The organism is Pseudomonas sp. TMW22089, assembly GCF_022496645.1.
In the GTDB taxonomy this organism is placed as follows: Bacteria; Pseudomonadota; Gammaproteobacteria; order Pseudomonadales; family Pseudomonadaceae; genus Aquipseudomonas; species Aquipseudomonas paraversuta.
The window spans coordinates 1-18,787 of record NZ_SCFG01000040.1 but is presented as its reverse complement, the minus strand read 5'-3'; the positions used below and the strand labels follow the sequence as shown (position 1 = coordinate 18,787).

Sequence of the window (18,787 nt, the reverse complement as noted above, 5' to 3'; positions counted from 1 at the left end):
GGCGTCGGCGTTCCTGGCCGAGCAGCTCGCCACCCTTATCGTTGCTGTTAGTCATAAACATACCCGTTTGCCTATCCCTTATCTTAAGGGGGGAACGGTGTCCTGTCTTTCATGGGGCTCGTTCACATGGAATTAACCACCTATTTACATTCGACTTGACCAGTTATTTGCATGGGATCTGACCAGCGCACCGGGAAGTCCTTGGCCGGCAGAAATCGGCCAGAAGCGGTTACTCCGCTCGCGTCACAACGCACTCAAGGTCGCTAGCATTTGCTTGCGCACCCATAGGTGCGCGGTGGAGCTTGAATACTGCTTATTTGATAACAAGCCAAGCGTGTAGCGCGGAGCTTCGAACGGTGCGGTGCCGACAAATCGCGTCGAAAACAAGCAGAAGATTCAGATCAAGGCGGCGGAGAACGGAGTACATGAACTTCATAGTGTCTCCCGTCTCCCTCAAGACCACCCAACTTCAGGAACTGAAATGTCCACGCTCAGCTTTCGTAATGCCGTACTGTCAGACGCTGCCCGCTGCTACCAAATCGAGTCTTGTGCATACGAAGGCGACGAAGCCGCTACTCAGGACAAGATCACGACACGCATTACCCAGTATCCGCATGGCTTTTTGATTATGGAGGATGCTGGTGAGGTCGTCGGTTTTATCAACAGCGGCTGCGCCCACGATGTGGTGATGTCCGATGAGGCCTTCAAGGAACTGGTGGGTCATTCGGCCGACGCGCCGAACGTGGTGATCATGTCAGTGGTGATTGATCCTGCAAAGCAGGGTAAGGGTTACTCAACACTGTTGATGCGCGAGTTTGTCCGAGGCATGAAAGCGCTGGAGAAGAAGACCATCCACCTGATGTGTAAGGAACACCATGTGGGGCTGTATGAGCGAATGGGCTATCGCTACGTTCAGCCCTCGCCTTCTAACCACGGTGGAATGTCCTGGCATGAGATGGTCATGGAGCTCTAGTGCCAGAGTCGGGCGGCGTATCCTTCGAATACGGGCGTAACTCGCTCACCTCCGTCCCTGTGCCGAGCGGGTCAATGTTCTGGACAATGAAGTGCTTGTCGCCAGTGGCCAAGCCCTTGCCCTGGGTGAAATCCGTTGCTTTTGCATGCCCGCTACTCCTTGTTGTCGGGATTCAGGGGGGCCAGGCTGGTTTGCCAGACACGCTTCATGACAGCGCCCATTTCCAACTAAAGCCCCCCCCGGTGCAAGGCCTGCCCTCAGGCCTGAAGCCCGAACGGGTCGTCTACAGAATGGCTCGGCCGGGTAAACCAGCGCGGGCCAGTGCCTGTCATGTAGAAATGATCTTCCAGGCGAATGCCGAACTCGCCCGGGATGCAAATCATTGGCTCATTGGAGAAGCACATGCCCTCGGCCAGCGGCGTCAGGTCACCACGCACCAGGTAAGGCCCTTCGTGAATGTCCAGGCCGATGCCATGTCCGGTGCGGTGCGGCAAGCCGGGTAACTGGTAGTCCGGGCCGAGACCGGCGGCTTCCAGGGCGAGACGCGCGGCGGCATCCACCACCTGGCAGGGTTCACCCAGGCGTGCAGCGTCGAAGGCGGCCAGCTGGGCGGTTTTTTCCAGGTTCCACAGGGCGCGCTGGCGGTCGCTCGGGGTGCCGAACACGTAACTGCGAGTGATATCCGACTGATAGCCGTGGAGCAGGCAACCCGTGTCTATCAGCACCATGTCGCCGTCCTTGAGCACCTGCGCGTGCTTTACGCCGTGGGGGAAAGCACTGGCCTCGCCGAACAGCACGATGCAGAAGGTCGAACCCGGTGCGCCCACCTTGCGGTGCGCCTCACGGATGAACTCGGCAACCTCGGTGGTACTGATACCTGCGCGCAGGATGCTGGCGGCAGCCTTTTGCACTTCCAGGGTCATGTCTTTGGCACGCTGCATCAGCGCCAGCTCGGTAGCGGACTTGTGATAGCGACACAGGTTCGTCACGCAAGAAGCGTCGACGAACTTTAAGTCCGATCCGAGGCGGCGGATGCCATCGAACATGAAAAATGCCAGGGACGGGCACAGGCCCACCACTGCATCGGCGGCGACCCCCATTGCAGCGAGCATATCGAGCAGCAGGCGGTAGGGACTCTCGTGCTCCTGCCAGCCATGAATAAACCCGTCCACCTCGCGGAAGTCGCGAATGGTGCCCTCCTCGAATGCCGGAGCGATATAGGCCAGCGCTCCGTTGGCGGGCAGCACGGCACCGACCATGCGTTCGCTCGGGCTCCACTTCACCCCGGTGAAGTAGTACAGGTTACTGCCAGCGTTCAGGTAGAGGGCGGCGATACCCTGCTCTCGCATCAGGCCCTGGGCCTTGGCAATGCGCGACTGGTATTCGTCGAGGCCGACAGGCTTCATGCCCTCGGTCATCTGCGCCAGGCCGGCCAGCGCCTGTTCCGGAGTTTTGCCACCTACACCCACTGTCATCTCGTTCTCCCGAATTATGCTGCAGTGGGCGAAATTTAAGCCTGACTTAAAAAACCGTCAATCCATATTTTTAGTGGTGCTTAATTCCAGTAAGGCGAAAAACGTTTTTCCAGTGCCCCGCCCGTTATACTGGCGCCTTTCAAAATACGAGCCACGCCAATGACCGTAGAACAGATCGGTGAACGGCTGCGCCGCTACCGCCGCGCCGCCAACAAGACCCTGAAACAAGTGGCCACTGAGTCAGGCCTGACAGCCAGCTTCTTGTCCCAGGCGGAACGTAACCTCACTGGCGTGTCCATCTCCTCGCTGGCGCGAATCGCAAAATCCCTGGGCGTTGCGCTCAACACCCTGTTCGACCAGCCCGCCCAGCCCCAGCCCGACTCCCACCAGGGCCAGCGCGTACGCTATAGCATCGGTAGCCAGCCGCTGGTCTACGAGCGCCTGTCCAGCAACTTCCCCGGCAACCTGATCAACGCGATGAAGATGACTATGGCAGTGGGCTACCAGTCCGAGCTCATTTGCCACGAAGGCGCAGAGTTTACCTATGTGCTCTGCGGGCAAATCGTCTACGCCATAGATGGCCACAAATACCCGCTTGGCCCGGGCGGGTCGATACATTTCGACTCCACCAGGCCGCATTCCATTGCCAATGCGGGCGACGATGTTGCCGAAGTGCTGGTCGTCACCACCATGGGCGGGTTACTCGACGATCACCCCGCAGCCTGATCGGGCACACTTACAAAAAGTAAGTACCACTTAATTTAAGTTGAAATTAATTTTAGATTAACTTAAATTTTTTCTCGGCCGCTGGCGGCGCGAGTATCCCTCCCCCCCCTTCAGCGCTACCGCCCGAGCCAGGACACCTGCCTTCGGCTGCCTGTTCAAAAATGACGGGCAGCCCACAGCCCGTAAAGCCGCAGGATCAGGTGCATCCCCCAGAAACGGGCTACCTGATCTGCCGCCCTCAAAATAACAACAATGAGGTTCGCATGCGCAAAAAGACCACGCTCAAGACCATGATCGCCGCCGGCCTGATCCTCGGCTGCGGCTTGACCCATGCCGCCAGCAACCTGGTGTTCTGCTCCGAAGGCAGCCCGGCCGGCTTCGACCCGGGCCAATACACCACGGGGACCGACTTCGACGCCTCAGCCGAAACCGTCTTCAACCGGCTGGCGCAGTTCGAGCGTGGCGGCACCAAGGTCGTCCCCGGCCTGGCAACCCGCTGGGACGTTTCTCCCGATGGCCTGACCTACACCTTCCACCTGCGGGACGGGGTCAAGTTCCACACCACCGACTACTTCAAGCCGACCCGCGACTTCAACGCCGACGACGTGCTGTTCACCTTCAACCGCATGCTCGACAAGGACATGCCTTTCCGCAAGGCCTACCCCACCGAATTCCCCTACTTCACGGACATGGGGATGAACGAAAACATCACCGGGGTCGAAAAAGTCGACGACCATACCGTCAAGTTCACCCTCAGTACTGTGAACGCAGCCTTCATTCAGAACATGGCCATGAGTTTCGCCTCGATCCAGTCGGCCGAATACGCCGACCAGTTGCTCAAGCAAGGCAAGGCCAAGGACATCAACCAAAAGCCGATCGGCACTGGCCCGTTCGTGTTCAGCAAGTACCAGAAAGACGCGCAGATTCGCTACAAGGGCAACCAGAATTACTGGAAGCCTGAAGACGTGAAGATCGACAATCTGATCTTCGCCATCACCACCGACCCCTCGGTGCGCATGCAAAAACTGAAAAAGAACGAATGCCAGATCACTGCCTACCCGCGCCCGGCCGATATCAAGCCGCTGCAGCAAGACCAGAACCTGCAGATGCCCAGTCAACCAGGCTTCAACCTTGGCTACATTGCCTACAACTTCACCCGCAAGCCGTTCGACAAACTCGAAGTACGCCAGGCGCTGGACATGGCGGTAAACAAGCAAGCCATCATCGACGCTGTTTACCAGGGTGCCGGCCAACTGGCCGTCAACGGGCTGCCGCCGACCCAGTGGTCCTACGACGAGACCATCAAGGACGTCGCCCACAACCCGCAGAAGGCCAGGGAGCTGCTGCAGGCGGCAGGTGTGAAAGAAGGCACAGAAATCACCCTCTGGGCCATGCCGGTGCAACGCCCCTACAACCCCAACGCCAAGCTGATGGCCGAAATGCTGCAGGCCGACTGGGCCAGAATTGGCATCAAGGCCAACATCGTCAGCTACGAATGGGGCGAGTACATCAAGCGCGCCCACGCCGGCGAGCACGACGTCATGCTGATCGGCTTTACTGGCGACAACGGTGACCCGGACAACTGGCTGGGCACCCTGTACAGCTGCAACTCGGTCAACGGCAACAACTTCTCCAAGTGGTGCAATGAGGACTACGAAAAACTGGTGAAGGCCGCCGAGGCCACCTCCGATGTGGAAAAGCGCACCGCGCTGTACAAAGAAGCACAGCATCTCCTGAAATCACAGGTGCCTATCACCCCGATCGCCCACTCCACGGTCTACCAGCCGATGCGCACCAGTGTGAAGGACTTCCTGATCAGCCCCTTCGGACTCAGCAGCTTCTACGGCGTGTCCAACCAACAGTGAATGACCGGGGCCGACCAGGCGGCCCCTTCACCGTCCTCGCACCGGCGAGGACTTTGTCATCCGCGACTTTGACTGAACCTCAGATAAACGCCAACGCTGCCCGCGCCCCACGCACTGCGGCCACACGCTGCTCGGCCTGGGGCAACAGGTAGCTGAAAAAGAACCCGGCGGTTTCCAGCTTGGCGGCGCGGAGCGGGTCATCTTCGGCAAGTTGTCGCGAGACCCGTGCCGCCCGGCCCCAGGCCAGCGCAAGCAGGATCAGGCCGCAAAGCTGGAGGAAGTCTCCGGCAGCTCGATACGGGTACTCTGCATCCTCGAGTGACAGCTCACGCACCTCGCTTACCAGCACTTCAAGGGTGCTGCACAGGCTCGCCAGCTGTTCAGCAAAGCCTGCGCACTCTGGTATATCGGCGCCAAGCCTGGACTCTTCGCGCAACTGCGCCAACAACAGTTCAAAAGCCTGACCCTGATCCCCCAGCACCTTACGCAGGAGCAGGTCGTTGGCCTGTATCTCGTTACTGCCTTCATAGATCATGGCGATGCGACTGTCGCGCAGGGTTTGTTCGATGGCAAATTCGGCGATGTAGCCGTACCCGCCAAACACCTGCAAGGCGTTGCTGGCCTGGCGAAACCCCTGCTCGGTGAAAAACGCCTTGATGATCGGCGTCAGCAACTGCGCCAGTTGTCCGGCTTGTTGCCGCGCCCTTGGCTCAGGCTCATGTTCCGCCTGGTCCAACAGATACGCGACCCAATAACCGATAGCGCGCAGGCCTTCGCTGGTGGCGCGCAATTCAAGCAGGATGCGACGTATTGCCGGATGGTAATTGATCGGGTCGACAGCCTGCGCCACCACCCCGGCCGGCCTTGACGGTGCGCGCATCTGCTGGCGTTCGGCGCCATAGCTGCGGGCGTTCTGCCAAGCCGCTTCGCAGTGCCCCAGGCCTTGCAGGCCAACATGCAGACGTGCCGAATTCATCATCACGAACATCGCCTTCAGCCCGCGATTGACCTCACCAATCAACCAACCCTGGGCGGCATCGAACACCAGTGAACAAGTAGCGCTGCCCTTGATCCCCATCTTGTGCTCGATGCCATCGCAGAACACGCCGTTGGCCTGGCCGCCATCCAGCAACTTCGGCACCAGGAACAACGAAATTCCGTGGCTGCCGGCTGGTGCTCCCGGTACGCGAGCCAGCACCAGATGCAGGATGTTGCTGGTGAGGTCGTGCTCGCCGCCCGAGATCAACAACTTGTTGCCATCAAGCCGGTAACTCCCGTCGCCCCGAGGCTCTGCGCGACAGCGTAGCAGGCCGACATCACTCCCCGCCTGGGGCTCGGTCAGGCACATGGTGGGCAAGCTTTCGCCGCTGATGATTGCGCGAAGATAGCGCTCCTGCAACCACGGGGCACCGTGGGTTTTCAAACACAGATAGGCGCCGTGGGCGATGCCGGTGTACATGGCCCAAGCGTGGTTACTGGCGTAAAGCATCTCTTGCAGCGCCGCGTCGAGCACTTGCGGCAAACCCTGCCCGCCCAGCGCTTCGGCGCAAGCCAAGGCCGGCCAACCACCCTCAACATAGGCCCGATACGCGTCGCAAAATCCGTCCGGGGTGGTGACCCGGCCTTCGCTCAAGTGGCAACCCTGGCGATCGCCACGGCTGTTCAACGGCGCCAATACGCCACTGCTGAAGCGCCCGGCTTCTTTGAGTACCTGTACGGCCAGCGGTAAATCCAGCGCCTCGAACACCGGGCTGCGACGCCAGGCCTCGGGCGCCTGCAGCCAGTGTTCAAGAACAAATTGCATATCGCGCAAGGGCGCCTGATAGCTCCACATGGCAAACCTCATCCGGTAGAAAACAAGTCACACCCGCCGCTGCGGGCGGGTGGCTAAAACCTCAGGCGCACCAGCCCGGGTTCTCGATCAACAAGGCCATGCCCTGCCCGCCGCCGACACAGGCCGCTGCAATCCCGTAGCGCAGGTTGTGCTCGCGCAGCTGACGGGCCAAGGTCAGCACCAGGCGCAAACCACTGGCAGCCAGCGGGTGACCCAGAGCCAGCGAACCGCCCTGAACGTTGAGACGCGAGTGGTCCAGTTCCAATTCCTGTGCCACGGCCAGCACTTGGGCAGCCTGGGCTTCGTTGATTTCGTAACGGCCAATTTGATTCAGCTCCAGACCGCTGCGTTGCAACAGCAGACGGATCGCCGGTGCCGGACCTATACCCATGAACTCAGGCGCCACCCCGACCACAGCGCTGGCCCGCAGCAGGGCCAATGGCGTATCCCGGCAGGCCGAAGTGCGGGCGACAAGCGCCGCCGCCGCGCCATCGACCACCGCACAGCTGTTGCCGGCGGTCTGCACCCCGCCTTGGTGCACCGCACGCAGTCGGGCCAAGGCCGCCAGCTCAGCAGGCCGTGGATGGCTGTCTTCACTCACAGTATCGACCCCACGTGGCAGGGTGATGCCGCGCGGCTGGTAACCGTCCAGGTCGAAAGTCTGATGACCTACGGCCACGATCTCCGGCGCCAGCCAGCCCGTTTGCTGCGCCGCCAGCGCCCGCCGATGGCTGTCGCAGGCGTAAGCATCCACAGTTTCACGGCTCAGGCCATAACGCCGCGCCAGATTGTCGGCCGTGGCGATCATGTCCAGCCCGGGGGCAGGATCAAACAGTGCTTCCCAGAGAAAATCCTTGAACTGCACGCTGGCACCGAGGCGAAAACCGCCACGATGGGTGTACGCCGCAATCGGATTGCGCGACATGGATTCGGCCGCTACGCACAGCGCCAGTTGCACGCCGTCATCCAACTGCCTGGCAGCCTGGTGCAGAAGTTCGAAACCGGTGGCGCAGATGCGCTGCACCCCCAATGCCGGTACCGATTGAGGCACGCCGCTGTAGAGGCCGATATGCCGTGGCAGCAGGTAAGCATCGAAACTGGCCTGGGCCATGGAGCCCGCCAGTACGCTGTCCACCCCTTGCGGATCGACCCCTGCGCGGGCCAACACTTCGCGCCCGACCTTGATTCCCAGGTCGATCGGCGACACTTCGGCCAGCGCACCATTGAAATCGACCCAGGGTGTACGCAGCGCATCGATGATGGCAGCGTCGGTGAAAACCGAGTACTGACCGCCAGCGCTCACAGCCTGGCCCCCGCGCGTAGAATCGCCGGATCGATCCCGCGATACAGGGCCTCGACCTGATCGGCACGCCACTGCAACACCGCTCGCTGATTGATCGAACCTTTGTCCGTAATTTCACCGCGGTCGATGGACGCCGGTTCGTCGAGCAATGCGATCCATTCAAGGCGACTGGCATTGCCGCTGGCTTCGCGATTGAGTCGCTGCAACCAGTCGGCGAACCATTCGCGCACTGGCGCGCTGGCCAGCACCTCGGTGTCGCTGGCACTGGCCGAAAGCCCCGACAGCTGTCGGCATTCATACATTCTCGGGAATACCAGCGCCCCCAGGCATTCACGATCCGGCGCGGTCACTACCAAGTCCTGGACATAGGGCGAACCTTCGAGCACGGCGCGACTGCGCAGAGGCCCGACGCTGACAAAGACCCCGGAGGACAGTTTGAAATCTTCGGCGATGCGCCCGTCAAACATCAGCCCCAATTGCGGATCGCGGGGGTCGGCGAGTTTGAGTGCATCACCGGAACAGTAATAGCCCTGATCATCGAACACCTCGGCGGTCTGCTGCGGTGAGCGCCAGTAACCGGGCATGATGTGCGGGCCACGGAAGCGCCCTTCCAGTTTGCCGTCCGCAGGCACCAGACGCACCTCGCAACCCGGCGCCGGCAGGCCTATGTAACCGGCCATGGACAACGGCCCGGTGGTAAAGGTGCAGGATGGCGCGGCCTCGGTCATGCCCAGCCCGGCCATCATCCGGATACGTTCGCCACAGTGCTGTTCGGCAACCCGGTCCAGACGGTCCCAGACGCTTTGCGACAAACCAGCGGCGGCGAAGAAAAACAGACTGATGCGTTTGAAAAAACATTCCCGCAGTTGCGCATCCTGTTCCAGCGCCGTGACCAGTTCTTCCCAGCCCTTGGGCACCGTCAGGTAAGCGGTGGGCGACAATTCCTTGAGGTTACGCAGCGTTTGCGCGAAACCCTGCGCCGTGGGTTTGCCGTCGTCCAGGTAAAAACTGCCGCCGTTGTAGAGCACGATGCCAATGTTGTGGCTGCCACCAAAGGTGTGGTTCCACGGCAACCAGTCCACCAGCACGGGCGGCTCTTCGCCGAACACCGGGAAGGTCTGCAACAGCATCTGCTGGTTGGCGCAGAGCATGCGTTGGGTCGTGATCACCGCTTTGGGTAAACGAGTGGAACCGGAGGTGAAAAGAAACTTGGCAACGCTGTCCGGGCCCGTGCTGGCAAACGCGGCTTCGGCCTCGGCACCACCCGGCTGCTCAAGCAGGCTGGCGAAGCTCGCCTGGCGGCGCCCCGCAACCTGGCCACGCACCGAAATCATTGGCGTATCGGTTGGTATCACGGCATCGATGGCGCGCTGGTAGGCGGTGGCATCACTGACGAACACCAGGCCCGGTTGCAGCAGGTCGCAAACGTGGCGCAGCTTGGCAAAGTCCTGGGACAGCAGCGAATAGGCCGGCGACACCGGGCAGTAAGGGATGCCCGCGTACATGGCGCCGAAGGCGACCTGCAAATGTTCGAGGTCATTGCCCGAGAGCAGCACCAGAGGCTTGTCTGCCGACAGGCCGTAGCTCAACAGGCTTTGAGCGATGGCCCGGACACTGTCGAGCATCTGGGCGTAACTGATCCGGCGCCAATCACCGCTGGCCTGACGGGCGGCGATAAAGGTCTGCTCGGGACGCTCTTGGGCCCAGTGCACCAGCCGATCGAGCAGCCGCTTGGGCAACTCGGCCAACGGTTCCAGGGAGCGCATGTGCAATACGCCCTGCTGTTCTGTGACCTCGACCGCCGAACAGCCAATGGACACATGGCGATAGCGCGGTGCACCGGCTTGGTCATTGGATTGCGATCTGAATTCGGAACTCACGTGCTTGCTCTCCATCAAGGCACGCTGAAACCAAGCCACACACAGATGACTCGCGGATAGCGTGGCAGCCGTTGGCCGCAACCTTGTTATTGTTATTTCTGCCTTGCACGCGGGCGCTGCGCTTCCAGGGAAGTCGACGCCCGACGTGGCGACGCCTGTTCAGATCGGGTAGTGCCGCGGTCCATTCTGCAAGGTAACCCAACGCAGTTGGGTAAAATGCTCGATCGACGCTTTGCCGCCAAAACTGCCGTAACCGCTCGACTTGACCCCGCCGAAGGGCATATGCGCCTCGTCGTGCACGGTCGGGCCATTGATATGACAGATCCCCGACTCGACCCGTTGCGCCAACGCCAGGGCACGCCCGGTGTCGCGACTGAATATCGCCGCCGACAAACCGAACTCGGAGTCGTTGGCCAGGCGCAGCAGCGCTTCATCGCCGTCACCGCGCAGCAACACGGCCACTGGGCCGAAGGATTCCTCGCGGTACAGACGCATGCTCTCATTGACGCCGTCGAGCAGGGTCGGCTGTAAAATGCTGCCGTCCAGTTGCCCGCCGACCACCAGCCGCGCGCCCTTGGCCACGGCATCATCGATCAACGCCTTGATGCGCGTCCCGGCACCGGCATCCACCAGTGAGCCGAGTACTGAATCCGTGGCCGCTGGATCACCGGCCCTCAGGGTTGCAACCTTGGCCGCCAGCTTGGCGACGAACGCATCAGCGACTTTGGCGTCGACGATCAGACGCTCGGTGGACATGCAGATCTGCCCCTGATTGAAGTAGGCGCCAAAGGCAGCTGCCTCCACCGCCGCATCCAGGTCAGCGTCATCGAGCACCAAAAACGGCGCCTTGCCGCCCAGTTCCAGCAAAGCGGGTTTGAGGTGGCGCGCCGCGAGTTCACCGACAATGCGCCCGACATGGGTCGAGCCGGTGAAGTTGACCCGTCGCACAGCCGGGTTGGCGATCAACCGCTCGACAATCGCCGCCGCATCCGCCGGAGCGTTGCTGATGACATTGACCACCCCATCGCCCAAGCCTGCGTCTTGCAATACCTGACCGATCAAGCGGTGTGCTGCCGGGCTCAGTTCTGAGACCTTGAGCACCACGGTGTTGCCACAGGCCAATGGCATGGCGATGGCGCGGGTACCAAGAATGACCGGGGCGTTCCAGGGAGCGATGCCCAGCACCACGCCGCAAGGCTGGCGCAGGGCCATGGCGAAACTGCCAGGCACATCCGAGGGGATGACTTCGCCGGTGATCTGGGTGGTCATCGACGCCGCCTCACGCAGCATATTGGCCGCCAGCTTCACGTTGAAACCGTACCAGTTGGCCATGGCCCCGGTCTCGCCGGCAGCCGCGATGAACTCGGCGCTGCACGCTTGCAATTGCTCGGCCGCCTTGAGCAAACGGGAGCGACGCTCATTGGGTGCCAGTGCAGCCCACTCGGGGAACGCCTTCTGGGCCGCGGCCACTGCGGCGTCGGCATCTTCCAGGGTGGCGGCAGCAACCCGCGACACCAACTCGCCAGTCACCGGGTTACGGCGTTCGAAGGTTCGACCGTCGCGGGCGGGGCACGACTGGCCGCCAATCAACAGGGGCACGTCCAGCATGGTGATTCCTCTTTATTGTCTTTATCGGGAATGCATTTGAGCGATCTAGACCCAGCACCCGGGCGCTACCGCCAGCAGCGGGATGCGCCCGGTAACTCGCCGCCGTGTCTCAGCGTTTGTAGGTTTGCAGCCCAGGCTTGATGCTCTTGTCGTCGAGGAATTGTTTCATGCCCTGCTCACGGCCGCCTTCGGTGTCGAGCAGACGTGACTGATCGAGCTTGGCGTAGAGGTAATCTTCGTTCTGTTCCCACGTCAGTTCGCGACAGCGTTTGAAGCCATGCTTGGCCGCACGCAGAACCACCGGGTTTTTCTCCAGCAGGTTACGCGCCAGCTCTACCGTGACTTCACGCAGTTGCGCCAGGGGCACGCTTTCGTTGACCAGCCCCATCTCGGCGGCTTTCTGCCCACCAAAGGTCTTGCCGGTCATGATGTAGTACAGCGATTGACGATGGCCCACGGTGTCGGCCATGGCTTTGCTCACCAGGTTGCCCGGCGGGATGCCCCAGTTGATTTCCGAAAGGCCGAAGGTCGCTTCGTCGGCGCAGATCGCCAGGTCGCAGGCCACCAACGGACTGAAGCCACCACCAAAGCACCAGCCGTTGACCATGGCAATGGTCGGCTTGGCGTACATGCGCAGCAGTTTCCATTGCCATTGCGACGCTTCGCGACGGATTTTTTCCTGAAGTATCTCCGGGCCGGCGTCCACTTCGCGGAAGTACTCCTTGAGGTCCATGCCCGCAGTCCAGGCCTCGCCGGCGCCGGTCAGCACCAGCACGCCAGCGGCCGGGTCCTGTTCCAGGGTTTCCAGCACATCGATCATTTCCCGGTTCAGGGTCGGGCTCATCGCGTTGCGTTTTTCAGGGCGATTGAGGATGACCCAGGCAATGCCCTCCTCAATCTCGACTTTGACCGTTGTCCAGCGACCTTCGTAGTTGCTCATGATGATGCACTCTTGTTCTTGGCTTGAAGATAGCTAGAAATTAAAGCAGAAATTTAGTTATGTCAATTAACCATTAATAAAATTAACCATTTTTCTATCCCGCTGAAAGAACCTGCCGTAGCACCTTAAAACAACATTGACCATAGCTATCACTGGCCAACCCCGGCAAAATAGATAGCCTTGTTAACCTCCACTTTTTCAGGACTCACCCGCAATGGCCAAGCCTTCACCCCCCGCAGCCCCAAGCGAGTCCCCGCCGCCGCCCCAGATGCAAACCGCACTGGACTCGGCACTGGACGACCTGATCGGCTACGCCATGCGCCGCGCCCAGCTGAAATTATTCCAGAACCTGATTGGTCGCCTTTCGGCCCATGACCTGCGACCCGCGCAATTCTCGGCCCTGGCGATCATCGACCAGAACCCCGGATTGATGCAGGCCGACCTGGCTCGGGCACTGGCCATCGAGCCGCCCCAGGTGGTGCCCCTGCTCAACAAACTGGAAAGTCGCGCGCTGGCGGTACGGGTGCGCTGCAAACCGGACAAACGCTCTTACGGGATCTTCCTCAGCAAGACCGGCGAGACCCTGCTCAAGGAACTCAAGCAGATCGCCGTGCAAAGCGACCTTGACGCCACCGCGGCGCTCGATGGCGAGGAACGCGAAGAGCTGCTGCGCTTGTTGAAGAAGGTCTATCAGGACTGAACACAGACGCCGGCACGCCGCAAATGGGCGGCCGGCGGAAAATGCTGAGGGACTCGGGGTTACCAGATCTGCAAGGTATAGACCACCAGAAACCGGGTCTGGTTTTCATCGCGAAATGCCGCGCCGCCCGGGAAGTCATTGCGGTAGATCGACTTGCGCGCCAACAGCCCGACGTCTTTCAGCGGGCCGCTCTGCACCACATAGCCCAGCTCCATCTGGAACTCACGCTCTTTGCGGTCTTCAGCGTTGAAGGCTGCCAGCTCGATATTGTCGCCGCGCACATAACGCAACCGCCCCTTCAGACCGGGCACCCCGGACGCGACGAAGTCATAGTCATAGATGGCTTGCCAGGTGCGCTCCTTGGCACTGAGAAAGTCTGAACTCATGGTCAGTTCGCTCATGCCCATCAATTCGGTGCCGCTGATATAAGGGGTTGCCGTGTCTCCACTGGAATGCATGTAACCCAGGCCCAGGCGGTGCCCGCCGAAACGGTAGCTGAACAGTGCCGAGAGGTTGCGGTTGTCCACTGCGCCGGCCTTGGCACTGCCAGCTTCGCGGCTGAAAAAACTGCGCAGGTCGCTGGTGAGCACACCGTCACCCAGCGGCAGGTTATGCAGCAGCGCCAGGGTGTCCTGTTGGTACAGGTCGGCCACCTCGGCATGGTAAGCGCGCAGACTGAGATCCTGGTTGACCTGGTAATCGCCTCCCAGGTAGGCCATGTGTGAAGTGGTGGCGGCGCCGTTGAAACGCCCGTTCGGCGAGGCGATGGTCATGGCCTGATAGTCCGTGGAATCGCGCTTGTTGATGCGATCGATGTAGCCAGTGTTCAGGGTCAGGCCGTCGATGTCTCTGGAACTGATGGTGCTGCCGCGAAAGGTTTGGGGTAGCAGTCGCGAGGGGCTGGCAAAGGCGAACGGCAGGAAAATCGACACATCCCCGGATTTCAGTGTGGTTTTGGCAAATCGCAATTTGGCCGTCGGTGCCAGGCGCGAGTAATCATCCGCCGCACGCTTGTCGCCGGCCGACACCGGCAACAGTTCGGTGCCGCTGCGATCCGGCGCGGAATCGAGCTTGACGCCCAATAGCCCCCGGACGTCCAGTCCAAAACCCAGCGGACCCTCGGTAAACCCCGACTCCATGTTCATGATGAAACCCTGGGCCCACTCCTTGGCAGCGGTCTTGGCCCCGCCATCCTGGTATTCACGGTCCAGGTAGTAATTGCGCAGGGTCAAGATGCCATGGGCGTCGTCAATAAAGCCCTCGGCCCGAAGCTGGGTGGGCACACCGCTCAAGCCTAGCAGCATCACCAATAACCTTGGGTAGATGCTGGACACACAGGCGGCTGACGCCGCCGCAACGGCGTTCGTAGGGATTTTTGGCATGTTCGATGTCCATTTTTTATTGTTGTTTTAGCTACCGGTGCGCGCAGTACAACCGGATTCGCGGACAGAGAATGGAAACAGTCGAAGGCAATCGTCAATCACCAGTGACCGATAATCGAACATTAATATTATTATCTATTTCTATGACACATATGAAACAAGACGCTTAGTTATTGTTTTATAAGGTTTATTTTTGATTTCTTGCGTTACCAAGGGCCAGCTTCATTTTTTAGTTATATTTGTTATCTTAATCGCAGCCGCCCTCTTCAGCGTGCCCACCACGACGGAACGGCTCGACTCCACAATAAAAACAACAATGAGGTTCACCCATGGACACTCCATCACGTCATTCGACGCTGACAATCGCTTTGTGCTTTATCGTTGCGCTGATCGAGGGTTTCGATCTGCAAGCCGCCGGCACTGCTGCCGCCGGGCTGCGTCAGAGTTTTGCTCTGGACCCGAAAATGCTGGGGTGGGTGTTCAGCGCCGGGATCCTCGGCCTGTTGCCCGGGGCATTTTTTGGCGGTTGGATCGCCGATCGCATCGGGCGCAAGAAAATCCTCATCACTGCCGTGCTGCTGTTTGGCCTGTTTTCCCTGTGCACAGCCTATGTGGAGAGCTACTCCAGCCTGTTGCTGGTGCGCTTCATGACCGGCCTGGGCGCCGCCCTGCCTAACCTGATCGCCCTGTGCGCCGAGGCCGTGAGTGAACGCAATCGCGGCACCGCCATCAGTTTCATGTACTGCGGCGTGCCTTTGGGCGGGGCACTTGCGGCGGCGGTGGCAATGTTCTCCAGTGAGCACTGGCAAACCACCTTTATCATCGGCGGCCTGGCGCCCTTGTTGGTCGTGCCGCTGATGGCCCTGCTGCTGCCCGAATCCACTGCCTTCCGCAAACAACACTCAGCAACGGACAACCTGCGACCATCCACTACCCAGGCACTGTTCGGTGAAGGCCGCGCACGCAACACCCTGGCCTTGTGGCTGAGCTACTTCTTCACCCTGACTGTGATGTACATGCTGCTCAACTGGCTGCCGTCATTACTGCTGGAACAGGGCTTCAGCAAATCTCAGGCGGGCATGGTGCAGATGCTGTTCAACATTGGCGGCGCCCTCGGTTCGCTGCTCGGTGGCCTGCTGCTGGATCGTTGCAACAAATTCAAAGTGGTGCTGTTCGTGTATGCCGGGTTACTGGTGGCGCTGGCCGGAGTCGGCTTGTCGATCGGTATCGTACCCATGTCGATTGCCGGGTTTGCCGCCGGGCTGTTTGTCATGGCTGCTCAACTGGTGCTCTACGCCCTGGCGCCACAGTCCTACCCGACCGCAGTGCGCGCCACCGGCGTCGGCGCGGCAGTGGCAATCGGTCGCCTGGGCTCAGTGGCGGGCCCCCTGGCCGCCGGGCAGATCCTTGCCGCCGGAGCCGGCACCAGCGGCGTGCTACTGGCAACCTCACCCGGGCTGGTGATCGCTGCCCTATCGATCCTCACCGTTATCGCCCGCTCCCGATCGAGCGACAAAGCACAGGTGAAGGCAGCCTGCTGAAGCTGATCGAAAGCAGCCCTTCCGGGGGCCTGCTTTCAAACGCTAAAAATCGATACTAAAAAAGGCTACCGCGCTCTTGAGCAAGTCGCCACTTTTGCCAGCACCTTTGGCGGTGCCGCATCAGCCAGAGCATGAGTCGCAGGGGCAATTGCTAAGACAACTCGCCGATGGAGCCTGTATTTCGTAGCTTGAAAACCGAGTGGATACCTCCAGTAGGTCATATGTCGGCTCAGCAGGCTCAACGGGGCATCAGCCATTACTTGATGCATCGCTACAACTGGATACGGCCTCATCAATTCAATGGCGGGCTAACGCCCGCGGAGGCCGAGAAAAACTAAAGTCGTGCCCGGAGTTAGTTGACCACTGCACCTGTCAAAATCCCCATGTCGCTCCCTTAAATATTTGGCGGGTCTTTAGCATCAGCAACGCTGTCATGGCAGAATGCCCCGCCAACAATAACGGAGCCTGTGATGAGAACCTTCGCAATAGCTGCACTAGTACTTCTTCTTACAGGGTGCGTGTCAAAAATCGTTGAGTACACTCCGTCCAGGATCAGCCCGGAACAGGCGCGTTCGGTAATTGAGCAGGTACTTATGGAGCAACCTCTCAAGACCAGGCCGGAGCAGGTCGTGTTTACTGATGAGTACATTGGTTATGGCAGCGGCATACTCTCGACCACCAGCGGCTTTGCCAGCGCAGTCCCTCTGGGTGGCGGAGCGATAGCCGCAGGCAATTCAAGAACATCATCAAAAGCCGTTCAGACTCGTATTTACTACAACTCAATCGGCAGCGTGGCCCTCTACTCGAAACGCGGTCGATGGGTTGTGCAAACCCGGAGTACTGGCGGGAGCGTCATGAACAGCTCACTTGTAGATACGCAGAAGAAAGCTGAGCGTTTCGTGGATGCGATGATTTCTCTGAAGCGCGGATAGAAGTGACCAAAAACCATAAGTCGCTCAAAACCAATAATGGGGACATTGGGTAATACCAGCGCAACGGTATAAACCGCTACGTTTTGCGTATCACTGTCGAAGACGGGTTAGTTACCCCATGGGATTCAAAGTCTCGCTAAACAATTGCCCGATCCATTACCTGCAAGCTCAAGCACCGGGGGTCGTACCAATATCGGCGTGGATAATGCGGCAGCCGCCGGCAGTGCTGCGGCAAGCTAGCAATCGGCGCCAGGGCCTTCGAACGGATCATCGCCGTCCACAGCATCCACTACCCAAAGCGAGCTAAGGCAGCACTACATGCGCCGCATAGCCCGCGTCCAGCAATGCAAACGACAAACATTGCCCGCCAGCAGAAGTAAAGAAAGGATCGGTCATGGCCAAGTCAGTAAAGAAGTCGCCAATTAAGCCGCCTAGAAGCTCATGCCAGTATTACAACACCGCCAAATCTGGCTCCACGGGTTAGTCTTCTGGATTGTTATCAGAGAAGGATTTGTTCAGAAGTCCCTCGATCACGCTGTCAGGGTTGCCCAGCAGCTGTTTGTTGAAGGCCTTCCCATCCTCTGAACGCGTAGCGAGAAGCCCCCAGGACTTTGTTCCATCGGCACTAAAAACAACACTGAGCTGATTGTCTGCACAGTCGTGTGGCTTGCACATATGCCCCACGGTGAAGCTTTTTCCTTCAGCCGAAACCTTCTCAACCGGCGACGCGACGCCCTGAGCTTTGCTGACCCAGCTCGGAAAGCTAAGCATCTCGGCATAGGCTTTTTTGTACGGACTCTTGCTGGCTAACTCGGGCAGATACTGCTCCGCTGAAGCTCCAGCCGCGATCAACATCATGCAAGATCCAGTCAGGATTGAGAGGCGTGTTTTTTTCATTTCAATAACTCCCTGTAAGCAACTTGGTGAGCGCATCACGCGATGCGGAGCTCAATACGTCGGACTCAGCCTCGCCTGAGAAGTTTCGATAATCCGCCGCAGCAACCATTCTAGATCAGAGAGGTTGATCACGGCCGAGGAATAATCCGTGCTGCGTGTTCATAACCCGGCAGCAAAATGTTTACCTCGTCCAGCCAAACTGACATTTCAGTTTCGACACCTTTGATCCAGGCCTGCGCGGTCGCCTTGCGGTGGAACGTCTGGCTTTCCTGATAAACTGTCACACCCTTTTGCATGATGCGGATCTGCGCGGTGTAACCCGTCGATCCATCCCTGCGCTTGCGAACGGTGACAGTGCCCATGATTTTGCTGCGCGAAGGTTTTAAAACTCAGAGCACCTGTAAACATTATCTGGCTCCAATCTAATCCCTGTATAAATTTTGTACCACCATCCCATCCTTGAACGACCATTCGCGAAAGAAAGACCGTTTACATAAGCGGCAGCGAACGACCAAAAATAGGCACCCAGTTGTACTTATGGAACTCGAGGTCGTTCATTCCTGATTTTTATCAGGTATGACAGACTCTTCTTTTTTGCGGACGCTTGAATCGCCCCTAGTTTCGTAGACACCTCCAAGCCTTAAAATGAGGCCCATTAGGAGGTGCCATGAGCAACCAGCGATATCCCGAAGAATTCAAAATCCAGGCGGTCAAACAAGTGACCGAAAAGA

At 59.5% G+C, this 18,787-nt stretch carries 14 protein-coding genes and 3 pseudogenes; 7 read left to right on the top strand and 10 right to left on the bottom strand.

Annotated elements, in window-relative coordinates; translation table 11 throughout:
• Window positions 1-340: 340 nt before the first annotated feature.
• Window positions 341-427, bottom strand: a pseudogene (locus EQV90_RS21750) (hypothetical protein); the annotation flags it as partial.
• Between the two features lie 54 nt (window positions 428-481).
• Here EQV90_RS21750 and EQV90_RS21310 point away from each other — a divergent pair.
• Entirely contained in the window at window positions 482-973 is a 492-nt protein-coding gene (locus EQV90_RS21310) for a GNAT family N-acetyltransferase (protein WP_240878649.1), read from the top strand.
• 257 nt (window positions 974-1,230) lie between these two features.
• Here the strand turns inward: EQV90_RS21310 and EQV90_RS21305 are convergent, their stop codons facing one another.
• Window positions 1,231-2,448: a Xaa-Pro peptidase family protein gene (locus tag EQV90_RS21305; protein WP_240878648.1), complete on the bottom strand. Its 1,218-nt coding sequence runs from the start codon at window positions 2,446-2,448 to the stop codon at window positions 1,231-1,233.
• A 159-nt stretch (window positions 2,449-2,607) separates the two neighbouring features.
• Here EQV90_RS21305 and EQV90_RS21300 point away from each other — a divergent pair, with 159 nt between their 5' ends.
• Window positions 2,608-3,174 carry an XRE family transcriptional regulator gene (locus EQV90_RS21300; protein ID WP_003444682.1) on the top strand — a complete coding sequence of 189 codons (567 nt, stop codon included), beginning with the start codon at window positions 2,608-2,610 and terminating at the stop codon, window positions 3,172-3,174.
• A 263-nt stretch (window positions 3,175-3,437) separates the two neighbouring features.
• Window positions 3,438-5,039: an ABC transporter substrate-binding protein gene (locus EQV90_RS21295; protein WP_003444683.1), complete on the top strand. Its 1,602-nt coding sequence runs from the start codon at window positions 3,438-3,440 to the stop codon at window positions 5,037-5,039.
• A gap of 79 nt (window positions 5,040-5,118) precedes the next feature.
• On the opposite strand, the gene EQV90_RS21290 is transcribed toward EQV90_RS21295, so the two are convergent.
• The 5 genes from EQV90_RS21290 to EQV90_RS21270 form a co-directional block, all read right to left on the bottom strand.
• A complete protein-coding gene (locus EQV90_RS21290; protein ID WP_003444685.1) occupies window positions 5,119-6,873 on the bottom strand; it encodes an acyl-CoA dehydrogenase in 1,755 nt (584 codons plus the stop codon).
• Window positions 6,874-6,934: 61 nt separating this feature from the next.
• The gene (locus EQV90_RS21285) at window positions 6,935-8,176 is read right to left on the bottom strand and encodes a thiolase family protein (RefSeq protein WP_003444688.1); all 1,242 of its coding nucleotides are present in this window, start codon (window positions 8,174-8,176) and stop codon (window positions 6,935-6,937) included.
• Window positions 8,173-10,056, bottom strand: a complete 1,884-nt coding sequence (locus tag EQV90_RS21280; protein ID WP_003444689.1) for a feruloyl-CoA synthase — start codon at window positions 10,054-10,056, stop codon at window positions 8,173-8,175. The genes EQV90_RS21285 and EQV90_RS21280 overlap by 4 nt, the downstream gene beginning before the upstream one ends.
• 159 nt (window positions 10,057-10,215) lie before the next feature.
• A complete protein-coding gene (locus EQV90_RS21275) occupies window positions 10,216-11,664 on the bottom strand; it encodes an aldehyde dehydrogenase (protein ID WP_240878647.1) in 1,449 nt (482 codons plus the stop codon).
• A gap of 109 nt (window positions 11,665-11,773) precedes the next feature.
• Window positions 11,774-12,604, bottom strand: a complete 831-nt coding sequence (locus tag EQV90_RS21270) for a p-hydroxycinnamoyl CoA hydratase/lyase (RefSeq protein WP_003444693.1) — start codon at window positions 12,602-12,604, stop codon at window positions 11,774-11,776.
• Window positions 12,605-12,818: 214 nt separating this feature from the next.
• On the opposite strand from EQV90_RS21270, the gene EQV90_RS21265 reads away from it, so the two are divergent.
• Window positions 12,819-13,304, top strand: a complete 486-nt coding sequence (locus EQV90_RS21265; protein ID WP_240878646.1) for a MarR family transcriptional regulator — start codon at window positions 12,819-12,821, stop codon at window positions 13,302-13,304.
• Window positions 13,305-13,363: 59 nt separating this feature from the next.
• On the opposite strand, the gene EQV90_RS21260 is transcribed toward EQV90_RS21265, so the two are convergent.
• Window positions 13,364-14,686 (bottom strand): OprD family porin, encoded by a 1,323-nt coding sequence (locus tag EQV90_RS21260; protein ID WP_240878645.1) that lies wholly within the window; start codon window positions 14,684-14,686, stop codon window positions 13,364-13,366.
• A gap of 329 nt (window positions 14,687-15,015) precedes the next feature.
• Between EQV90_RS21260 and mhpT the strand changes: the two genes are divergently transcribed.
• The 3 genes and pseudogenes from mhpT to EQV90_RS21245 all read left to right on the top strand — a co-directional run bounded on the left by mhpT (window position 15,016) and on the right by EQV90_RS21245 (window position 17,159).
• On the top strand, window positions 15,016-16,227 hold the full coding sequence (mhpT, locus tag EQV90_RS21255) for a 3-(3-hydroxy-phenyl)propionate transporter MhpT (RefSeq protein ID WP_240878644.1): 1,212 nt from the start codon (window positions 15,016-15,018) through the stop codon (window positions 16,225-16,227).
• 83 nt (window positions 16,228-16,310) lie between these two features.
• A pseudogene (locus tag EQV90_RS21250) lies at window positions 16,311-16,587 on the top strand (integrase core domain-containing protein); the annotation flags it as partial.
• 110 nt (window positions 16,588-16,697) lie between these two features.
• Window positions 16,698-17,159, top strand: coding sequence for a hypothetical protein (locus EQV90_RS21245; RefSeq protein WP_240878643.1), 462 nt, complete (start codon window positions 16,698-16,700; stop codon window positions 17,157-17,159).
• A gap of 480 nt (window positions 17,160-17,639) precedes the next feature.
• On the opposite strand, the gene EQV90_RS21240 is transcribed toward EQV90_RS21245, so the two are convergent.
• Both EQV90_RS21240 and EQV90_RS21235 read right to left on the bottom strand, forming a co-directional pair.
• Window positions 17,640-18,056, bottom strand: coding sequence for an Ivy family c-type lysozyme inhibitor (locus tag EQV90_RS21240; protein ID WP_003444702.1), 417 nt, complete (start codon window positions 18,054-18,056; stop codon window positions 17,640-17,642).
• 206 nt (window positions 18,057-18,262) lie between these two features.
• A pseudogene (locus EQV90_RS21235) lies at window positions 18,263-18,418 on the bottom strand (site-specific integrase); the annotation flags it as partial.
• Window positions 18,419-18,787 lie beyond the last annotated feature (369 nt).